The sequence below is a fragment of the Marinoscillum sp. HNIBRBA16962 genome, from assembly GCF_057801515.1.
Genome location: NZ_CM173603.1, coordinates 835,001 through 854,522 on the forward strand (window position 1 = coordinate 835,001; position 19,522 = coordinate 854,522).

16 protein-coding genes and 2 rRNA genes (1 of these 18 only partly in view) are annotated in these 19,522 nt (G+C 43.6%); 10 read left to right on the top strand and 8 right to left on the bottom strand.

What is annotated here, in order from left to right:
- Together AC3E9V_RS03355 and rrf are read left to right on the top strand one after the other, a co-directional pair.
- Window positions 1-2,598, top strand: a 23S ribosomal RNA gene (locus tag AC3E9V_RS03355); it begins 291 nt to the left of the window's first position.
- A gap of 212 nt (window positions 2,599-2,810) precedes the next feature.
- Window positions 2,811-2,922 (top strand): 5S ribosomal RNA (rrf, locus tag AC3E9V_RS03360).
- Window positions 2,923-3,535: 613 nt separating this feature from the next.
- On the opposite strand, the gene floA is transcribed toward rrf, so the two are convergent.
- From floA to proS, 3 genes are read right to left on the bottom strand one after another with little or no spacing between them, the layout of a single operon-like run.
- Window positions 3,536-4,567 (bottom strand): flotillin-like protein FloA, encoded by a 1,032-nt coding sequence (gene floA / locus AC3E9V_RS03365; RefSeq protein WP_488751772.1) that lies wholly within the window; start codon window positions 4,565-4,567, stop codon window positions 3,536-3,538.
- Window positions 4,568-4,585: 18 nt separating this feature from the next.
- Entirely contained in the window at window positions 4,586-5,050 is a 465-nt protein-coding gene (locus AC3E9V_RS03370) for an NfeD family protein (RefSeq protein WP_488751773.1), read from the bottom strand.
- Window positions 5,051-5,062: 12 nt separating this feature from the next.
- Window positions 5,063-6,538: a proline--tRNA ligase gene (gene proS, locus AC3E9V_RS03375; RefSeq protein ID WP_488751774.1), complete on the bottom strand. Its 1,476-nt coding sequence runs from the start codon at window positions 6,536-6,538 to the stop codon at window positions 5,063-5,065.
- Between the two features lie 125 nt (window positions 6,539-6,663).
- On the opposite strand from proS, the gene AC3E9V_RS03380 reads away from it, so the two are divergent.
- Together AC3E9V_RS03380 and AC3E9V_RS03385 are read left to right on the top strand one after the other, a co-directional pair.
- Window positions 6,664-8,142, top strand: coding sequence for a hypothetical protein (locus AC3E9V_RS03380; RefSeq protein WP_488751775.1), 1,479 nt, complete (start codon window positions 6,664-6,666; stop codon window positions 8,140-8,142).
- Window positions 8,143-8,171: 29 nt separating this feature from the next.
- Window positions 8,172-9,677 carry an OmpP1/FadL family transporter gene (locus AC3E9V_RS03385; RefSeq protein WP_488751776.1) on the top strand — a complete coding sequence of 502 codons (1,506 nt, stop codon included), beginning with the start codon at window positions 8,172-8,174 and terminating at the stop codon, window positions 9,675-9,677.
- On the opposite strand, the gene AC3E9V_RS03390 is transcribed toward AC3E9V_RS03385, so the two are convergent.
- The 3 genes from AC3E9V_RS03390 to AC3E9V_RS03400 are packed head-to-tail and all read right to left on the bottom strand — an operon-like array spanning window position 9,667 to window position 11,800.
- The gene (locus tag AC3E9V_RS03390; RefSeq protein WP_488751777.1) at window positions 9,667-10,170 is read right to left on the bottom strand and encodes a shikimate kinase; all 504 of its coding nucleotides are present in this window, start codon (window positions 10,168-10,170) and stop codon (window positions 9,667-9,669) included. The two genes, AC3E9V_RS03385 and AC3E9V_RS03390, sit on opposite strands and share 11 nt — an antisense overlap.
- Window positions 10,170-11,258, bottom strand: a complete 1,089-nt coding sequence (locus tag AC3E9V_RS03395; protein ID WP_488751778.1) for a BT_3928 family protein — start codon at window positions 11,256-11,258, stop codon at window positions 10,170-10,172. Before AC3E9V_RS03395 ends, AC3E9V_RS03390 begins: the two co-directional genes overlap by 1 nt.
- The gene (locus tag AC3E9V_RS03400; RefSeq protein WP_488751779.1) at window positions 11,255-11,800 is read right to left on the bottom strand and encodes a DUF1599 domain-containing protein; all 546 of its coding nucleotides are present in this window, start codon (window positions 11,798-11,800) and stop codon (window positions 11,255-11,257) included. Before AC3E9V_RS03400 ends, AC3E9V_RS03395 begins: the two co-directional genes overlap by 4 nt.
- Window positions 11,801-11,847: 47 nt before the next feature.
- On the opposite strand from AC3E9V_RS03400, the gene folP reads away from it, so the two are divergent.
- Both folP and cdaA read left to right on the top strand, forming a co-directional pair.
- Window positions 11,848-12,696, top strand: a complete 849-nt coding sequence (folP, locus tag AC3E9V_RS03405; protein WP_488751780.1) for a dihydropteroate synthase — start codon at window positions 11,848-11,850, stop codon at window positions 12,694-12,696.
- Window positions 12,680-13,630: a diadenylate cyclase CdaA gene (gene cdaA / locus AC3E9V_RS03410; protein WP_488751781.1), complete on the top strand. Its 951-nt coding sequence runs from the start codon at window positions 12,680-12,682 to the stop codon at window positions 13,628-13,630. The genes folP and cdaA overlap by 17 nt, the downstream gene beginning before the upstream one ends.
- Here cdaA and kbl read toward each other — a convergent pair.
- Both kbl and AC3E9V_RS03420 read right to left on the bottom strand, forming a co-directional pair.
- Complete coding sequence (gene kbl, locus AC3E9V_RS03415; protein ID WP_488751782.1) at window positions 13,623-14,813, bottom strand: glycine C-acetyltransferase; 1,191 nt, start codon at window positions 14,811-14,813, stop codon at window positions 13,623-13,625. The genes cdaA and kbl overlap by 8 nt on opposite strands.
- A gap of 7 nt (window positions 14,814-14,820) precedes the next feature.
- Window positions 14,821-15,069 (bottom strand): hypothetical protein, encoded by a 249-nt coding sequence (locus tag AC3E9V_RS03420; RefSeq protein ID WP_488751783.1) that lies wholly within the window; start codon window positions 15,067-15,069, stop codon window positions 14,821-14,823.
- 95 nt (window positions 15,070-15,164) lie between these two features.
- Here AC3E9V_RS03420 and AC3E9V_RS03425 point away from each other — a divergent pair, with 95 nt between their 5' ends.
- The 4 genes from AC3E9V_RS03425 (at window position 15,165) to AC3E9V_RS03440 (ending at window position 19,522) form a co-directional block, all read left to right on the top strand.
- Entirely contained in the window at window positions 15,165-16,115 is a 951-nt protein-coding gene (locus AC3E9V_RS03425; protein ID WP_488751784.1) for an NAD-dependent epimerase/dehydratase family protein, read from the top strand.
- Window positions 16,116-16,246: 131 nt separating this feature from the next.
- Entirely contained in the window at window positions 16,247-17,032 is a 786-nt protein-coding gene (locus tag AC3E9V_RS03430) for an enoyl-CoA hydratase-related protein (protein WP_488751785.1), read from the top strand.
- Entirely contained in the window at window positions 17,033-18,508 is a 1,476-nt protein-coding gene (locus AC3E9V_RS03435; RefSeq protein WP_488751786.1) for an oligosaccharide flippase family protein, read from the top strand.
- A 12-nt stretch (window positions 18,509-18,520) separates the two neighbouring features.
- Window positions 18,521-19,522 carry a sugar nucleotidyltransferase gene (locus AC3E9V_RS03440; protein ID WP_488751787.1) on the top strand — a complete coding sequence of 334 codons (1,002 nt, stop codon included), beginning with the start codon at window positions 18,521-18,523 and terminating at the stop codon, window positions 19,520-19,522.

Below are 19,522 nucleotides of genomic sequence, written 5' to 3' on the forward strand. Positions count from 1 at the left end.
TGTAGGACTGCACTGTGGACTATATAAATGAATCGGAATGACTTGGGAAAGTCAACCATAGGGGGTGAGAGTCCCGTACGAGCAAGTTTATATTACCTAGCAGTATCCTGAGTATGGCGGGACCGGAGGAATCCCGTCTGAATCAGCCGGCACCATCCGGTAAGGCTAAATACTCCTGAGAGACCGATAGTGAACCAGTACCGTGAGGGAAAGGTGAAAAGCACCCTGAGTAAGGGGGTGAAATAGTACCTGAAACCGTGCGCTTACAAGCGGTCGGAGTCCTTTAGTGGGATGACGGCGTGCCTTTTGCATAATGAGCCTACGAGTTGTCGTTGTTGGCAAGGTTAAGTTCTACAGGGACGAATCCGGAGCGAAAGCGAGTCTTAACAGGGCGGTTAGTCAGCAGTGGCAGACGCGAAACTTGGTGATCTACCCATGGGCAGGGTGAAGTGTGGGTAACACCACATGGAGGCCCGAACCAGTATACGTTGAAAAGTATTTGGATGACCTGTGGGTAGGGGTGAAAGGCCAATCAAACTGAGAGATAGCTCGTACTCCCCGAAATGCTTTTAGGAGCAGCGTGGAGGTTAAGTTTATCAGAGGTAGAGCTACCAATTGGACTAGGGGGAGTCACATCCTACCAAATCCAGATGAACTCCGAATGCTGATAAATATACTTCACAGTGAGGGCTTGGGTGCTAAGGTCCAAGTCCGAGAGGGAAAGAACCCAGACCTACAGCTAAGGTCCCAAAATCTATACTAAGTTGAACTAAGGGGGTCCAGTTGCTTAGACAGCCAGGATGTTGGCTTGGAAGCAGCCATTCATTTAAAGAGTGCGTAACAGCTCACTGGTCGAGCGACAGGGCATCGATAATAATCGGGCATCAAGTATAGTACCGAAGCTTAGGGTGTATTTATACACGGTAGGGGAGCATTCTCTGCGGGGCGAAGGGTATCCGTGAGGATATCTGGACTGCAGAGAAGCGCAAATGTAGGCATAAGTAACGATAATGCGGGCGAGAAACCCGCACACCGATAGACTAAGGATTCCCCGGCAATGCTAATCAGCCGGGGGTTAGTCAGGACCTAAGGCGAACCCGAAGGGGGTAGTCGATGGATAACGGGTTAATATTCCCGTACCACCTTTATTTTCGATGGGGTGACGGAGTAGTGGAACCACCGCGCACTGACGGAATAGTGCGTTGAAGGGTGTAGGTATTGGACTTGCAGGTAAATCCGCAAGTTTAGCTGAACCTGATAGTACCGCAAGTCTACGGACGCGCGGATAGTGTGGCTAATCAGACTTCCAAGAAAAACCTCTAAGGTTAGGATAAAGGTGCCTGTACCGTAAACCGACACAGGTAGTCAAGGAGAGAATCCTGAGGTGCTCGAGTGATTCATGGCTAAGGAACTAGGCAAAATGGCCCTGTAACTTCGGGAGAAGGGGCTCCCCGACGGTAAAATGTCGGGGACGCAGTGAAAAGGCCCAGGCGACTGTTTACCAAAAACACATGGCTTTGCGAAATCGAAAGATGAGGTATAAGGCCTGACACCTGCCCGGTGCTGGAAGGTTAAGGGGGGATGTTAGCTTCGGCGAAGCATTGAACTGAAGCCCCAGTAAACGGCGGCCGTAACTATAACGGTCCTAAGGTAGCGAAATTCCTTGTCGGGTAAGTTCCGACCTGCACGAATGGTGTAACGATCTGGGCACTGTCTCGGCCATGAGCTCGGTGAAATTGTAGTAGCGGTGAAGATGCCGCTTACTCGCAACGGGACGGAAAGACCCCGTGAACCTTTACTATAGCTTCACATTGGTATTGGGTAAATGATGTGTAGGATAGGCGGGAGACTCTGAAGCTGTGTCGCCAGGCATGGTGGAGTCGTTGGTGAAATACCGCCCTTTATTTATCTGATGCCTAATCCGCCAGCTGGCGGAGACAGTGTGTGGTGGGTAGTTTGACTGGGGTGGTCGCCTCCAAAAGTGTAACGGAGGCTTTCAAAGGTACCCTCAGCATGTTTGGTAATCATGCGTGGAGTGCAATAGCATAAGGGTGCTTGACTGTGAGGCCCACAAGCCGATCAGGGTCGAAAGACGGATATAGTGATCCGGTGGTTCTGTATGGAAGGGCCATCGCTCAAAGGATAAAAGGTACTCCGGGGATAACAGGCTGATCTCCCCCAAGAGCTCACATCGACGGGGAGGTTTGGCACCTCGATGTCGGCTCGTCACATCCTGGGGCTGGAGAAGGTCCCAAGGGTTGGGCTGTTCGCCCATTAAAGTGGCACGCGAGCTGGGTTCAGAACGTCGTGAGACAGTTCGGTCCCTATCTGTTGCGAGCGTAAGAAACTTGAGTAGATCTGTCTTTAGTACGAGAGGACCGAGATGGACTAACCGCTGGTGTACCAGTTGTCTCGCCAGGGGCACTGCTGGGTAGCTATGTTAGGAAGGGATAAGCGCTGAAAGCATCTAAGCGCGAAACCCACTACAAGATGAGGTTTCTTTTAAGGGACGTTAAAGATGATGACGTAGATAGGCTGCAGGTATATAGGTAGTGATATCAGAGCCGAGCAGTACTAATTACCCGTAAGCTTTCTTCGTACTCCGACGGTATGCATGTCGGGGAGCGATAAACTCGCTTGATTTTTTCTTTTCAAAGTAAATCTTTCACAATATGGTTAATGAGTTATCAGGATATGGTTAAGAAGTAACCGATAACCTTGTAACTAAGAATTTATCTACTGAAGTACCGATAGTTATCGGGATATAGGTAGATTCATGCAACGAAGCTTTAGCGTAGTTGTAAAGACTTTATGGTGATTATGGCGGTGGGGTCCACCTCTTTCCATTCCGAACAGAGAAGTTAAGCCCACCAGCGCTGATGGTACTGCAGTAACATGTGGGAGAGTAGGTCGTTGCCAGTTTATTATAAGCCTCTTGGAGTAATCTGAGAGGCTTTTCTTTTGTTAGGTGTTTCAAAGATATCAACGACCTACTCTGGAGAGTAGGGTTAGCCGCCCGCGACTAGCCGCCCGCGACTGGGCGTCCCCGTCGTTGCCAGCCTGCGCGGCCCGGTTTTTAATTACAGGGTAGTTCACCAATGAGCTGCCCTTTTTTTATGCTTTATTTGTTTTGAGTAACAGGATCCAATGACCTATTCTACGAGTAACATCATCCCTGAGAGTCCTTTGGAGGAGAAGATATTTGACCACCACGATTGATTTATTGATTTGAAATTCCATTTTCCAGATCCACACAAATATTGAGCGATCCGTTATATTCCTTTGATACATTTTCTACAACCGGGCTGTGGTCTGTTCAATTTTCCGTACCAGCTTGGTAATTCATTACTCTCCGCATTGTATGCTTGATTTGAAGGATACATTTCTTACACTTCTAAATTGAGGCTGTTGATGCCCACTTTCCTTGATTATTCAAGTAAATAGCCTGTCAGTCAGGGAACAGGCTATTATTAAATGCAAAAGCCAACCCGGGAAGGTTGGCTTTTGATTAGAATTGCAGTTAACTATTTCTTTCTCAAGAATCCTTTTTCTTAGATCCACCACTTCCTTTTTTACCACCTCCCGCGATAGATTGTCTCATATCGGTATCGGCTTCAATATTTTGGAACTTATAGTAATCCATTATACCAAGGTTTCCGCTTCGGAATGCTTCGGCTATGGCTTTAGGAACTTCAGCTTCGGCCAGAATCACTTTTGCACGTGCTTCCTGCGCTTTGGCTACCATTTCCTGCTCTTCTGCTACAGCCATTGCTCTTCTCTCTTCAGCTTTTGCTTCTGCTACTTTAAGGTCAGCTGAAGCCTGATCTGTTTGTAGTTTGGCCCCAATATTAGCCCCCACATCAACATCTGCAATATCAATGGATAGAATTTCAAATGCGGTACCAGCATCGAGGCCTCTTTGAAGTACCAGTTTAGATATTTTATCGGGATTTTCTAACACTTCTTTATGAGTGGCTGCAGAACCTATAGAGGTCACAATACCTTCTCCTACACGCGCAAGAATAGTATCTTCTCCGGCACCTCCGACGAGTTGTTGAATATTGGCTCTTACGGTAACTCTGGCTTTGGCAACTAACTGAATACCATCAGCCGCAACAGCTGCTACAGAAGGTGTATTGATTACTTTCGGGTTTACTGAAATTTGCACCGCTTCGAACACATCCCGACCAGCAAGGTCGATGGCTGTTGCTTGCTTAAAGGTGAGATTGATATTAGCCTTGTCAGCAGAAATAAGGGCTTTGATCACCTGGGGGACATTTCCTCCAGCCAGGTAATGAGTCTCCAGGTCCTGAGTTCTTAATTTTCGTCTGGTTTGCGCGGTGCCATCTTCTGCTACTTCCAGTCCTGCTTTGGTGGCAGTGATCAGCGAATTGACTACTATTGATGGTGGTACTTTTCTGATCCGCATGAATACCAGCTCTAATAGTCCGACACGGACTCCGGAAAAGATAGCCGTAATCCAAAGGTTGACCGGGACAAAGTAGAGAAATACGAAAAAGCCGATTATACCGGCTAGAATGATAAGTATGAGTGAAATGTTTCCCATTTTTTATTAGGCTTTGATTTAAATCGGTTCTACAATTATTTTATTTGAATCTATACGTATGATTTTGACTTTCTGATTTTCACCAATCCAGTTACCATTGGATCGAACTTCCACTTCCTTTTCTTTAAAGAGAGCTTTACCTATTGGTTTTAATGATGAAATGGTCTCACCTTCATCACCTACTGAAAGGGTAACTTTGTAATCCTCATTATAGTGACCTGTATTCTCATCTTTTAGTGAAAATCGCTCCCAGGACCTGGTTTTTAACGCATATATTAATGCTCCAAAGCCTATGGTGGCCGAGCCAATAAGAGTAATGGTTCCTACAGTGTTTCCAAAATAATCATAGGCAAAGTATACTCCAAAACCTACACAAATAAATCCTCCAATGCCTACTACAGTAGTACCAGGAACGAAAATCACTTCAATAATGATCAGCCCGATCCCCATAAGAATAAGACCTATGACAGTAAACGATTCCATATTACACTTAAGTTAATATGCTTTAGCAAAAAGCACTCGCTGCTTAGAAGGCTTTCCACTATAAATGCATTTTCCTTCTTCCTGCTTTGAATTTAATGGAATACACCGAATAGTTGCCTTTGTTTCTTCTTTTATTTTTTCCTCTGTTTCCGTAGTACCATCCCAATGAGCATAGACGAAACCTCCTTTGGTGTTTAAGATCTCTTTAAACTCATCGTAACTGTCTACCTCATGTGTGTTTTCGGTACCAAATTTCTTTGCTTTCAGGTAGATACTTTCCTGCATTTCAGCCAGGAGGTTGCCAATGAAATCAACGGCTTTTTCCTGATCTACGAATTGCTTTTCCTTCGTGTCTCGTCGGGCAATTTCAACTGTGCCTTTTTCAAGATCTTTAGGGCCGATCGCAATTCGAGCAGGAACTCCTTTAAGCTCATACTCTGCAAATTTCCATCCCGGCTTATGGGTTTCCCTTTTGTCATATTTTACGGAGATTCCTTTCGCACGGAGGTCCGAGATAAACTTCTCAGCCAGTTCAGAGATTTTTTCCAGCTCTTCGTCTTTCCTATAGATAGGAACAATGACCACCTGAATAGGTGCAAGGTTTGGAGGTAAAACCAGCCCGTCATCATCAGAATGAGCCATAATCAGCGCGCCCATTAGTCTGGTACTCACACCCCAGCTGGTTCCCCATACATAGTCTTCTTTGCCTTCTTTGTTGGCAAACTTCACATCAAAGGCTTTAGCGAAATTTTGACCCAGGAAATGCGAAGTGCCGGCCTGAAGTGCTTTCCCATCCTGCATCATAGCTTCTATGCAATAGGTTTCTACTGCCCCGGCAAAACGTTCATTTTCTGTTTTCACTCCTTTTACTACCGGGATGCCCATAAATTTTTCCACAAAATCTGCATAAACATTGAGCATTTGCATGGTTTCTTCTTCGGCTTCCTGCTTAGTGGCATGGGCGGTGTGCCCTTCTTGCCATAGAAACTCGGCAGTTCTTAGAAAAAGTCGTGTTCTCATCTCCCATCTCACTACGTTGGCCCATTGGTTGATCAGGAGTGGCAGGTCTCGATAAGACTGTATCCAGTTTTTGTATGAGTCCCAGATGACCGTTTCAGAAGTAGGTCTTACGATGAGCTCTTCTTCCAGCCGGGCATCAGGATCTACAACCACTCCACCTTTCTCCTCATCGTTTTTTAATCGGTAATGAGTGACAACAGCACATTCTTTAGCAAACCCTTCCACATGGTCTGCTTCACGACTAAAAAATGATTTAGGAATGAAAAGCGGGAAATAAGCGTTGCTGTGGCCCGTGTCTTTGAACATTTTATCAAGGGTGTCCTGTATCTTTTCCCATATGGCAAATCCATAAGGTTTTATAACCATACAGCCTCTCACGGGCGAATTTTCGGCCAAGCCGGCTTTTTTTACTAACTCGTTGTACCACAAAGAATAATCCTCAGACCTGCTTGGTATTGCTTTACTCATACTAGAATTTATGTTTTGGTATAGTAATTGCTTATATTTTTATGAAATTAAGTCAACAAATATAGCTTGACAATAGCGAAACTTGGAGGCTGGTTTCATTGTATTACTAAATAAAGGTAGGAATTATGGAAGCTTTAAAACGAATAACCGGAATCTTAAGCGTCATCTTATTTGTGGCGGCGGGGAACAGTGCTTTTGCGCAAGAGTATGATGACTTATACTTTACTGCAAAGGATAGAGAAGTAGCAAAAGCTAAGAAGCTTGAAAAAGATGACAGCAGAGCTACCTATGAATCCTACACTAATAATACTTATTCAGATAATTATTCAGCTCAGGAAGTAAATCCGGAGTATATAGCCCGATATAAAACCAATTCTGAATATGAAAGTGATAGCGACTATGTGGATAATGTGGATGAAAATGTCACATACGGTCAACCAAGCTATTCCAATATTTCCTACTTTCCGGAAGAACAAACAGTAGCCAACCCAGACAATGGAACCACAGTCATCAATAATTATTACAACACTCCGGTGAGTGGCAACAATTGGAATAACTGGTATGATCCATATTGGGGTTATAACTCAGGCTTTGGATACAATCCGTGGGGCTGGAATTCCGGATGGAATGTTTCCATTGGCTTTGGATGGGGTACCCGATTAGGATGGGGATGGTATGACCCATTTTGGAGTCCTTATTGGGGATATCCGGGATATGCCGGAGGATGGTTTTATAACGACCCATGGGGCTGGAATACTCCTTACTATGGAGGATGGGGCTACTATGGCTGGAATCGATACAGCTATGCATATAATAGCGGATTTTATAACGGACTCTACTATGGAGGATATTACAACAATAAGTACTGGGGCGAAGGTAACAGCGGAAGTAGCAGAGATATTGTAAGAGGTGGTGGCAGATCAAGTCGTTACATTTCGGATCGATCAAGACTGAATAGCACCAATTCAAGAGCTGCAACCAGTATCAATTCCAGAAGTAGCACAAACAGTAACTCCAGAGTGGTGGATAATCGCGACTTCAGCCGAACTCAAAATGAATACTTTAGTCGTTCAAGAACAGGGCTTTCCAGGTCTTCAGGAACGGTGAGTTCAAGATCTGACAGGTCTTCTGCATACTCATCCAGTGGACGAACAAGCTCTTCTTCTACCTATGGCAGAACCAGTGGTTCTACCTACTCTACACGAGATAGAAGCAGTTCCGGGTCCAGCTACTCTTCCAGAAGCAGGTCTGGCAATAGCAGTGGTACGCTGAGGTCATCAGGTTCTAATAGCTCTTCTTCCAACAGAAGATATAATAGTTCTTCTTACAATTCCTCTTCTTCTTCTAATAGCAGGTATTCTTCAGGAAGCAGAAGCAGTTCTACTTACAGAAGCTCCGGGTCATCCAGCTCAAATAGAAGCAGCTATACACCATCAAAGAGCCGCAGTTCCGGTAGCTCATATACACCTAGTCGTAGCAGCGGGTCATCCAGCAGGTCTTCTTATACTCCGTCAAGGTCTAGCTCCGGAAGCAGGTCTTCCGGGACTAATAGCAGATCCTCCGGTGGCAGAAGCTCATCACGACGTGGTGGAGGTGGTTTGTAAAATAGATTAGAAACTCAAAATAATAGGCCATGAGATTTTTCAAATACATATTGTTTGGTGGGGCAGCTATGCTCAGTGGTGTAGCATCAGCTCAGTACTTTAATGATGCTTTGATATTTAGCCAGACAACGCATACCATTGGTAGCTCTGCCAGGATGCAGGCTTTAGGAGGCACACAGATATCGCTTGGAGGGGATATGAGTTCAGCGGCATCTAATCCGGCCGGCCTTGGTTTTTTTAATCGGAGTGTTGTTTCATTTACTCCCAGCATGAATTTTCACACGACGAATTCCTCCTATGCAGGCTCGGTGTTTCCTTCCTTCCGAAACAACTTCAACATTGCCAATGTAGGAATAGTCCTGAATGCTAACAAAGGCAACTATACAGATGAAAAATTTAAGGCCGGGTCATTTGCCATCTCCTATAGCCGGACCAATGATTTCAATAGTGATTTTTTCTTTCAGGGGAGAGATGGTTTTTCCGCGATCGATATTTTTATAGATGATGCTGGCATAACGGCTCCTGCAAACCTTCCAGAAATGGCTGGTTCAGCTTATGAGAATTATCTGATTGATCCTGTTTATGATGAAAGTACAGGTGATTTACTCAGGTATGACTCTTATGTTTTAGGTGCGCCATTGAGGTCTGAAGATGTACGAACCAGCGGCGCACAAAGCCAGTTGAACTTTGCCTGGGGGGGCAACTATGATGACAAAGTTTACTTTGGTGGTGGTATTGGCTTTACTACCGTTAATTACAGTATTGACCGAACATACAGGGAAGAACTGTACACAAATACCAATGGAGATGTGGACCCGTTTATAGACCACACCAGGATAAGGGATGAATTATCTGTAAGTGGCGGTGGAATAAACGCTACCATTGGGATGATTGTTCGCCCTATAAACTTCATTACACTAGGAGCTTCCTACATGACACCTACGTACTACTCTCTTGAGGATGAAACCGGGTTTATTCAGACGACGAGTTGGAATAGTGTAGAGTTAGAAAATGGAGATGTACTTAATAATGTGAGCTATCCAAGTGACATTTACATGAATCAATACAACCTAAAAAGTCCTGGAAAGATCAATCTGGGAGCAACTGCTTTCTTAGGTAAGGCAGGCTTTATCTCAGGAGATCTTCAGTTTGTAGACTATACCAGCAGCCAGCTGAGATCATCTGATTTCTCGGTGGTAGAAGATAATAACCGGATCAAAGAGCTGTACAGGGATGTGGTGAACTTTAATGTAGGTGGAGAGTTTAGACTGGAGAATTTTAGGTTCAGAGGTGGTTTTGCACATTTTGGAGATCCCTATAAGGATGGTGACTTTTTTGATGAAAGTAGAAGGAATTTAAGCTTCGGAGTAGGTTACAGAACCAGAGACTACTTTGTGGATTTTGCATTTGTAAATAGTAAGACCAATGAATTGTTTGATTCTTATTTCTACTTTGACAATGAAGGAGCAGCCAACAGTGCTGATATAGAAAAAATAACGAATACTGCTTCTGTAACAGTGGGATTCAACTTTTAAGAATAGAAGCAACTTGATTTGCTAACAGGTCCGGATCTCTATGTTTTATAGATATCCGGGCTTTTTTGTAAACAGGGAGTCGTTTTTCAAGCAATTCATCAATCTTTTCTTCTACTGCTCCCTGCATAAGGGGGCGGTCGGTTTTTTCCGAAAGCCTTTCTATAAGGAGGGACCGGTCAGTTTCCAGGAAGACCGTTACCCCGTTTTGATTCATGAATTCTATGCCGTCATAAAAACATGGAGTACCACCGCCTGTTGAAATAATGAGTTCTTTATTATTTTCGGTTACTTCCCGAAGGGTTTCTGCTTCCAGTTTTCTGAAGTAATCCTCACCCCGATCCGCAAAAAGTTCAGGGATCCGCTCGCCAGCCTTTTCTTCTATCGCATGATCCAGGTCAAGCATCGGATAGTTAAAGTACTCTGAGAGGAGGCGGGCAAAATATGATTTCCCCGAACCTGGCATGCCTATCAGGTATATTCTCCCCTGAAGCATTAGTACAATAACTGGTTGATCGTGGATACATCAGGAGTATCGTTGTGATGCCATTTACCTTTTACAGTACCATCAGAAAGCAGCAAAATACCCGGATTGGAGCGGACCATGGTTTTGAGCACGGTAGCATCAGCAAAGTAGTAAGGTATGGCTAGCTGAACATCATGCCTGAAGCCTTCAAAAGCTTCTCTTCCTGAGGCTGTTAGCACCCAGGGTTCGGCTATACTAATGTTATTGACTAAAGCTTTTATCTCATCCATATTTTCCTGAGAGGCTTTTTCAACATTCTGAATAATGATCAACAGTTTATTTCCTTTCAGCAGTTGGTCAGTGAATTCTCCTTCGTCATTCCAGACACCCAGGTCAGTGATTTTTGGTTGAGCTTCAGGATTGACCAGATCCATGGACTTAAATGTGTATGACTTGTCTGAGGGGTAAGTTTCAAAAACATATTTCTCACCATCCTTTTCCATTACATACTCATACTCCAGCTCGGCTGAGGGTTGCATGAGCGTAGGTAAGTGATTTCCTATGGCATAAGTCCTGAAATCTTTGAAAGGCAGATGTGCAATGGTATACACAGCCAGGAAAGTGAAAAGTGCGGTGGCTGATGCCATTTGTATATGCTGGTAAGCCGGAGTGGACCAGGAAGTGAACTTCTTTCTGTTGATAAAAATGACAACAATGAGCACCAGTAGAATGATGTCTTTGTAAAATGACTGCCAGGGGGTGAGCTTGATCGCATCTCCAAAGCAACCACAGTCGGTAACTTTATTGAAATAGGCTGAGTAAAATGTAAGGAAGGTAAAGAAAATGATCAGTCCTAAAAGCACCCAACTGGTGATGTTCATTTTGTAGCCAATAATCAAGGCAATTCCCAAAATCACCTCCAGTACACTCAGAACTACTGCAAGGAACAAAGCGGCAGGTACAAACACCTCAAAGAAAGGGGCAATGTCACTGGCAAATACTTCAAAATACTCCTGCAGCTTAATGGATGTTCCTACCGGATCATTTACTTTGATGATCCCTGAGAAAATGAACAACCCTCCTACAAGGTATCTGGCTATTTCAAATATTATCTTCATTTTGCTTCTTTTAGTTTGATCATACAAAAGACCGAATAATTGATAATGTCCTGATAATTTGCGTCCACACCTTCAGAAATTAAGGTTTGGCCTGCATTGTCTTCAATTTGCTTGACCCGGAAGAGCTTCATCAGGATAATATCCGTCATGGAGCTAACGCGCATCTCACGCCATGCTTCTCCATAATCATGATTTTTGTTTGTCAGCAGACCTAAAGTATCAGCAACGGCTTTGTCATATTTTGGTTCTAAGTCCTCATAGGAGATTTCCATTGGGTCTTTCCCGGATAATTGCATTTGTATAAGAGCGATAATGCAATAGTTGATGATGCCAATAAATTCTGACTCTACATTATCGGCTACTTTCTGAGAACCTTTTTCCTGGATAGATCGAATGCGTTGAGCTTTGATAAAAATCTGATCTGTAATGGAAGGTATGCGGAGGATTCTCCATGCGGTGCCATAATCTTTTGTTTTTTTAGCAAAAATCACCTTGCATGCGGCAATAATTTCGTTGTATTGCTCTATCGTTTGATCTTTCAATTCTAAAAATAATTATATTAATTCCCTTGACAGACAAATCTAATACATTGACCAGTCAAAAAACCATAAATATCAATGGAACCCTGCTAAACTTATCCAATCCAAAGGTGATGGGTGTAATCAATGTTACTCCCGATTCATTCTATACCGGAAGTCGAAAACAAGCCTTAGCAGATGTGCTAAAGGCAGGAGAGAAGATGGTGAAAGAGGGTGCAACGTTTTTGGATGTGGGGGGATATTCCTCAAGACCCGGAGCAGAAGACATACCTGTGAGTGAAGAGCTTGACCGGGTACTAAAACCCGTCGAGGAGTTGGTAAAAAATTTCCCTGAGGTGTACATTTCCATAGATACCTTCCGCGCTGAGGTGGCCAGAAGAGCGGTGGACTCAGGAGCGCATATCGTAAATGATATTTCTGCGGGGAATTTAGATAAAGATATGATGCTAACGGTTGGTAAATTATCAGTACCTTATGTGGCGATGCACATGCGTGGCACACCGCAAACAATGAAACAATTAACCGCCTACGATGATTTACTTAAAGAGGTAATAGCCTATTTTTCTAAAAAAATTTCCCAGGCAAAGGACTTTGGCATTAAAGATGTGGTCATTGATCCGGGTTTTGGCTTTGCTAAAACGGTGGAACAGAATTATTATCTGTTAAATCACGTTGACTACTTACAGCATTTGGACAGACCTGTATTGGTGGGTGTTTCCCGTAAGTCCATGCTTAAAAAGGTACTAAACGTCGAAGCAGGGGGGGCTTTGAATGGTACAACTGTTTTAAATACAGTAGCTTTGCTTAAAGGTGCCAGCATCCTCCGTGTACATGACGTGAAAGAAGCTGTGGAGGCGATTAAACTTATAAATAAACTATCAATTGATCCTTGGATTTAACATCGGATTTCTGGAAATAGGATGGGTGGACATCATCGACATCCTGTTTGTAGCTGTGCTGCTATACCAGGTATATAAGCTGATGCGGGGAAGTATGGCCATCAAGGTCTTTATTGGTTTCCTTATCCTTTACCTGATCTATCTGGTGGTAAAAGCTGCCCAGATGGAGTTACTCAGTAGTATCCTGGGACAGTTTATGGGTGTTGGTGTGTTGGCGGCTATCATTTTGTTTCAGCAGGAGATCCGTAAGTTTTTACTGTTGCTGGGCAGAACCCCACTTCTTAATGATGGCAATTTTCTCCAGAACCTGAAATCCATCTGGTCCAGTAATGGCAGATATAGTAAGTCTGACATTACCCCATTGATTGAAGCTGCCAAAACTTTGGGAGGGACGAATACCGGGGCGCTGATCGTACTGTCAAAAAATTCAGAGCTTAAATTCTTTGCTGAGTCGGGTGACCGTTTGGATGCACAGATCTCTAAGCGATTACTGATGGCTATTTTTAATAAATATAGTCCTCTGCATGACGGGGCGGTGATTATTTATAATAACCGGATTATAGCCGCCCGATGTATTTTACCTGTAACAGAGCGTGAAATGCCCGCTCAGTTTGGTCTGCGCCACAGGGCTGCATTGGGAATGTCTGAAAACACAGACTCACTGGTTATCGTGGTATCCGAAGAAACAGGGCAGCTATCTGCAATGCGTAATGGGGAGATCTTTCATAATTTATCTACTCAAGAGCTTCGTAAAAGCATAAATGAATACTTGTACGAAGAGACAAGGGAAGCGCCAGCCAGTACCACAGACAGTGTGCTGAAAAAAGCAAAAGAAGAAGGCTCCAAAAAAGAAGAAGCTGCCCGCAAAGAGGAGCTTAAGAAGGAGAAGAAAGAGCAAAAAGAAGAAGAGAAGGAATCAGCTAAAGCTAGCTGATCACCCCCAGTTCTCTTCCTACTTCCGCAAAAGCCTTTATTGCTTTATCCAGGTGGGACTTGTCGTGAACCGCAGACATTTGTACTCTTATCCGGGCCTGTCCTTTTGGTACAACAGGGAAATAAAAGCCAATCACGTAAATCCCTTTCTCCAATAATTTTTGAGCCATTTTTTGAGATAAGACTGCATCATAGAGCATGATCGGGACAATGGCATGATCGCCGGGTTTGATATCAAATCCGGCTTTGGTCATCTCGGCCCGGAAGTATTTTGTATTCTCTTCCAGCTTATCGCGTAGTTCGGTCGTTTCGGATAGCATATCAATAACCGCAATGGATGCTCCCACTATAGACGGAGCTAATGTGTTGGAAAAAAGATACGGTCGGGATCTTTGCCGGAGGATATCAATGATCTCTTTCTTACCCGATGTAAATCCACCGGAAGCTCCACCCAGGGCTTTCCCCAGCGTTCCTGTGATAATATCCACCTTATCCATAACCCCACGGTACTCATGAACTCCGCGACCGGTTTTACCCATAAACCCTGTGGAATGGCATTCATCCGTCATTACCACGGCATCATACTTTTTAGCCAGTTCGCAGATCTTATCCAGCTGAGCTATGGTGCCATCCATGGAAAACACTCCGTCAGTCACGATGACTTTGACCCCAGCTGCCGAAGCTTCGTTCAATTTGGCTTCAAGGTCGCCCATATCGTTATGGTTGTACCTGTAGCGTGCTGCTTTGCATAATCGTACTCCATCGATAATGGAGGCATGGTTCAGCGCATCTGAAATGATGGCATCTTCTGGTCCTAGTAGCGGTTCGAAAACACCACCATTTGCATCGAATGCAGCAGCATACAATATGGTATCTTCTGTCCCGAGAAATTCGGAGATTTTTTTCTCCAGCTCTTTGTGAATGTCCTGTGTACCGCAAATAAACCGTACCGATGACATGCCATAGCCGTGCGTATCTATCGCTTTTTTGGCTGCTGCAATTACCCTGGGGTGTGAGGATAAGCCCAGGTAGTTATTTGCACAAAAATTAATAACCTCTTTCCCATCCTGCAGCCTGATGACCGCATCCTGTGGCGAGGTGATGATACGCTCTTCCTTGTATAGTCCTGCCTCTTTTATTTCTGCTATTTCCCCGGTTAGTTTTTGTTTAAGTGAATCGTACATTCGTTGTTTATTTTTTTATTTTGGGAACAATTTTAGGTTTTACTTTTTTGGGTTGTTGAGAGGCTTTTTCTTCAGGTTCTTTTTCTATAAGGTACTTTCGCCTGATCTTGTTTATCAAAAAAAGCTTTTGTGCGGTAAAGCTCTCGGGGTGCATCTGAGAAAAGTGCATATTGAAAGATCGATACGTCTCAGTATCCCCTTTTTTAAACTTATCCGGATCTATTTTCTTACTGATGAGATACTCTCTAAAGTTCATGTGAGCAAATTTATAAGTAAACAAGATTATAACTTATTACATTGTTCAAATTACTACTTTTGCAGTCTAAAACAACATTACCCTAACACCCCAACATGGATAAGATTTTAGTCATCGGTGCATGTGGCCAGCTTGGCACAGAGCTCACCCTCTCACTTCGTAATTTATTTGGTACGGATCAGGTTATTGCTTCAGATGTAAAGGAGCCGGTAGATCTGCTAAAGGATGGTCCTTATGAGCAGTTTGATGTAATGGACAAAGCACGGTTAGACGGACTTGTGAAGGACCATGCAATCACCCAGATCTATCACCTTGCTGCCATTTTATCAGCAAAGGGGGAGCAGAACCCAAAGTATGCCTGGGATCTAAATATGAACAGCCTGTTGAATGTCCTGGAAACGGGTAGAAATGGTGTGGAGAAAATCTATTGGCCCAGTAGTATTGCAGTATTTGGACCTGATACTCCCAAAACCAAAGCACCACAGAAAACAATCATGAACCCTAATACCGTTTACGGAATTAGTAAACTGGCAGGTGAGCGATGGTGTGCTTATTATCATCAGAAATACGGAGTGGATGTCCGTTCCCTTAGGTATCCCGGCTTGATCGGTTATAAAGCCAAGCCAGGCGGAGGTACGACGGATTATGCTGTGGATATTTTCCGGAAAGCTATACTGGATGGGAAGTATGACTGTTTTTTGCGATCAGATGCCCTGCTTCCCATGATGTACATGGACGATGCAGTCCGAGCTACCATTGAGATCATGCAGTCTGAATCAAATCAGATTAAAGTTCGTTCAAGCTATAACCTGAGGGCGATCAGTTTCTCTCCTGAGGAGATTTACAGGGAGATCAAAAAAAGGTATCCTGATTTTCAGATTGCGTATAACCCTGATTTCCGTCAGGAAATAGCCGATGGATGGCCAAATAGCATTGACGATAGTGAAGCGCGTAATGATTGGGGATGGGAAGCTGAATACGATTTGGAAAAAATGGTAAATACCATGCTGGACAATCTTGAGTCCATTCTGCTGACCACAAAATAATTTTTAAGTAAATTGAGAATTCTTAAAATATATTTTTAATTGCCCAGGTTATTTGGGTCTTAGTTCTTAAAATGTTTGACTTAATCTGATTTTTGATCTTTCTTTCAATTTGATTTGAAATCATCAACCCTATGGCAGACTTGCAAAACTTATCGCTTTCTACTGAAGGCAGTATACTTACTGTAACTATCAATAGAGAAAGCAAACTAAATGCCCTGAATACTGGTACGATAGCTGAATTAAAAGAGGTTATTCAGTCAGTATATGATGATAAAGATATCAGTGGCGTGATCATTACCGGGGCTGGCGAAAAGGCTTTTGTCGCCGGTGCGGACATTAGTGAATTTTCTGAGCTCAATGAGCTGAATGCCAGGAAGTTTTCTGAAGAAGGCCAGGAAGTATTTCAGCTTATTGAAAACTCTCACACTCCGGTGATCGCTGTAGTGAGTGGTTTCGCCCTGGGTGGTGGGTGCGAGCTGGCTATGGCTTGTCATATGCGTGTAGCCACTTCTTCAGCTAAGTTTGGACAACCAGAGGTAAATCTGGGTATTTTGCCAGGTTATGGAGGTACACAGCGACTCACACAGCTGATAGGTAAGGGACGTGCTTTCGAATACCTGATGACTGGCGATATGATAGAGGCGGACAAAGCTTTGGAGTGGGGTCTCATTAATTATATGGAAGGTGATAAAGAAAAAGCCCTGGAAAAGGCAGCCAGCCTTTTAAACAAGGTCAATGAAAAAGCCCCTATAGCAATAGGTTTAGTTATAGACTGTGTAAATACAGTCTTCAATCACGATGAAAATGGCTACCAAACAGAGGCCAATGCCTTTGCAAGGTGCTGTGGTACGGAGGATTTCAAAGAAGGGGCTGCAGCATTTATGGAAAAAAGACAGCCGAAGTTTACCGGAGAGTAAGTGGGACAACTCAGGCAACTTGCCGGGCAGACCGTCATTTATGGTGCAAGCAGCGTATTGGGTAGGGTTTTAAATTACCTTCTTGTACCTCTTTATACAGCAGTTTTTTCTCCCGGAGAATATGGTATCGTTACGGAGCTTTACGCCTATGTAGCCTTTCTCAATATTCTCTATACTTACGGGTTTGAAACGACCTATTTCCGATTCGCTACAAAGGGAGAGTCTCCGGACAAATACTATCACCTCAGTCAGACTTCATTGGTGATTTCAGCTGTTCTTTTTAGTACAATTCTCATTGTGCTTGCTGATCCTATTGCCAATGCCTTACATTATCCCGGACAGGGGAGGTACATTGTCTGGTTGGCACTGATACTGGCTGTGGATGCAATGGTGGTGGTACCTTTCGCCCGACTGAGGCTTAAGATGCAGGCGGTGAAGTTTGCGGCATACAAACTCTCTAATATTGGACTTAACATTATTCTGAACCTGTTTTTCCTGGTGTTTTGTCCGTGGTGGCTTACGCTTTATGAGTCAACCTTTATTTCGACCATTTATGTTCCGGAGCTCGGCGTGGGCTATGTTTTTTTGTCTAATCTCATAGCTAATGGGATGTATCTACTCTTTTTCTTTCCTACGTTGGTCAAAGTGAGGTTTACACTCACTAAGGATTGGGTGGCAATGATGCTTTATGCTACTCCTCTATTGATCATGGGGTTTGCAGGGGTGACCAATGAGATGCTTTCCAGAGCTTTGCTGAAATATTTACTTCCGGAGGGCTTTTATTCTGATTATACAAACCAGGAGGTTTTAGGGATTTTTGGAGCTTGTTATAAGTTATCCGTGTTTATGACTTTGGCAGTGCAGGCATTCAGGTATGCTTTTGAGCCATTTTTCTTTTCCAATGCGGCAGAAAAAAAATCACCGGAGCTTTTTGCTAAAGTAATGCACGGTTTTATCATTTTTGGCTCCTTCTCATGGTTGCTTATTTCACTGTTTTTACCTGATATAGCACCCATTTTTCTACGCAGACCCAGCTACCTGACGGGTTTGGGGATCGTGCCATGGTTACTGGGTGGTGGCCTTTTTCTTGGTATTTACTTTAATCTCTCTCTCTGGTATAAGCTGACTGATAAAACCATCTATGGGGCCTGGATAACGGTGACAGGCGCTTTACTGACCATTATTCTCAATGTAGTGCTGATTCCGGTCATCGGTTATATGGGAAGTGCTGTAACTACATTTCTGAGCTACCTTACCATGGTGGTCATTAGCTATTATTTCGGACAAAAAAACTACAAAATTCCCTATCACACAGGAAAAGGTCTTTTTTACATCACAATAGCTGGCCTTTCCATAATAGCGTTTTATTTTTGGAGCTTTGATCAAATCTATAAGTATTTCATAGCCATTGGTTTATTGGTTTTTTATGGGATCATGGTTTGGTTGCTGGATATTAGAGTAGGAACGTTTAAGTAAGGATACTAAGATATGAATCTCATCATCCCCATGGCAGGGAAAGGTAAGCGGCTAAGGCCCCATACATTGACTACCCCAAAACCACTCATACCCATTGCAGGTAAGCCTATTGTTCAGCGATTGGTAGAGGACATTGCGGGAGTCATTCCTGAAAAGGTGGAAAATATAGGGTTTATTGTCGGAGACTTTGGAAAAGAGGTTGAGCAAAAGCTTATGGAAATTGCAGAGGCAGTGGGAGCAAAAGGACATATCTTTTATCAAACCGAAGCCCTGGGTACAGCGCATGCGGTTTACTGTGCTAAGGATCTGCTTGAAGGGAAAACCACTGTGGCTTTTTCTGACACTCTGTTCAAAGCTAATTTTCAGCTAAATACGGAAGATGAGGGTATTATCTGGGTGAAGCGGGTAGAGGACCCCAGTGCATACGGGGTGGTAAATCTGAATATCGAGGGTATGATCACAGAATTTGTAGAGAAGCCTGAGGAGCCTGTTTCCGACCTGGCCATCATTGGGATCTATTATTTTAAAGAGGCTGAAAAGCTCAGACAGGAGCTGGATGATATCATTGCCAATGACGTCAAAGCCGGAGGTGAATATCAGCTGACCACTGCTTTGGAGAATCTTAAGAAAAGTGGTGTTAAATTTACGACCGGGGCGGTGGATGAGTGGCTTGATTGTGGCAATAAAGCAATAACAGTTCAGTCTAACTCTGCTTACCTGAATTTTCTGGGGAAAAATCAAATTGCTGAATCTGCTAAAATTGAGAACTGTGTGATTAAACCTCCTGTTTTTATTGGTGAAAACGTTCAGATAGTTGATTCGGTGATCGGTCCCGACGTTTCCGTAGGTGATGATTGTCAAATCAGTGGTTCGGTCATTAAAAGTTCACTTATTCAGACCAATACCAACCTAAATAACGTTAATTTGGTTAACTCCATGCTGGGAAACTTCGTTAAGATGGAGGCTGTTTCTCAAGATGTAAGCCTTGGAGACTATACGGAATGGAAGGGGTAA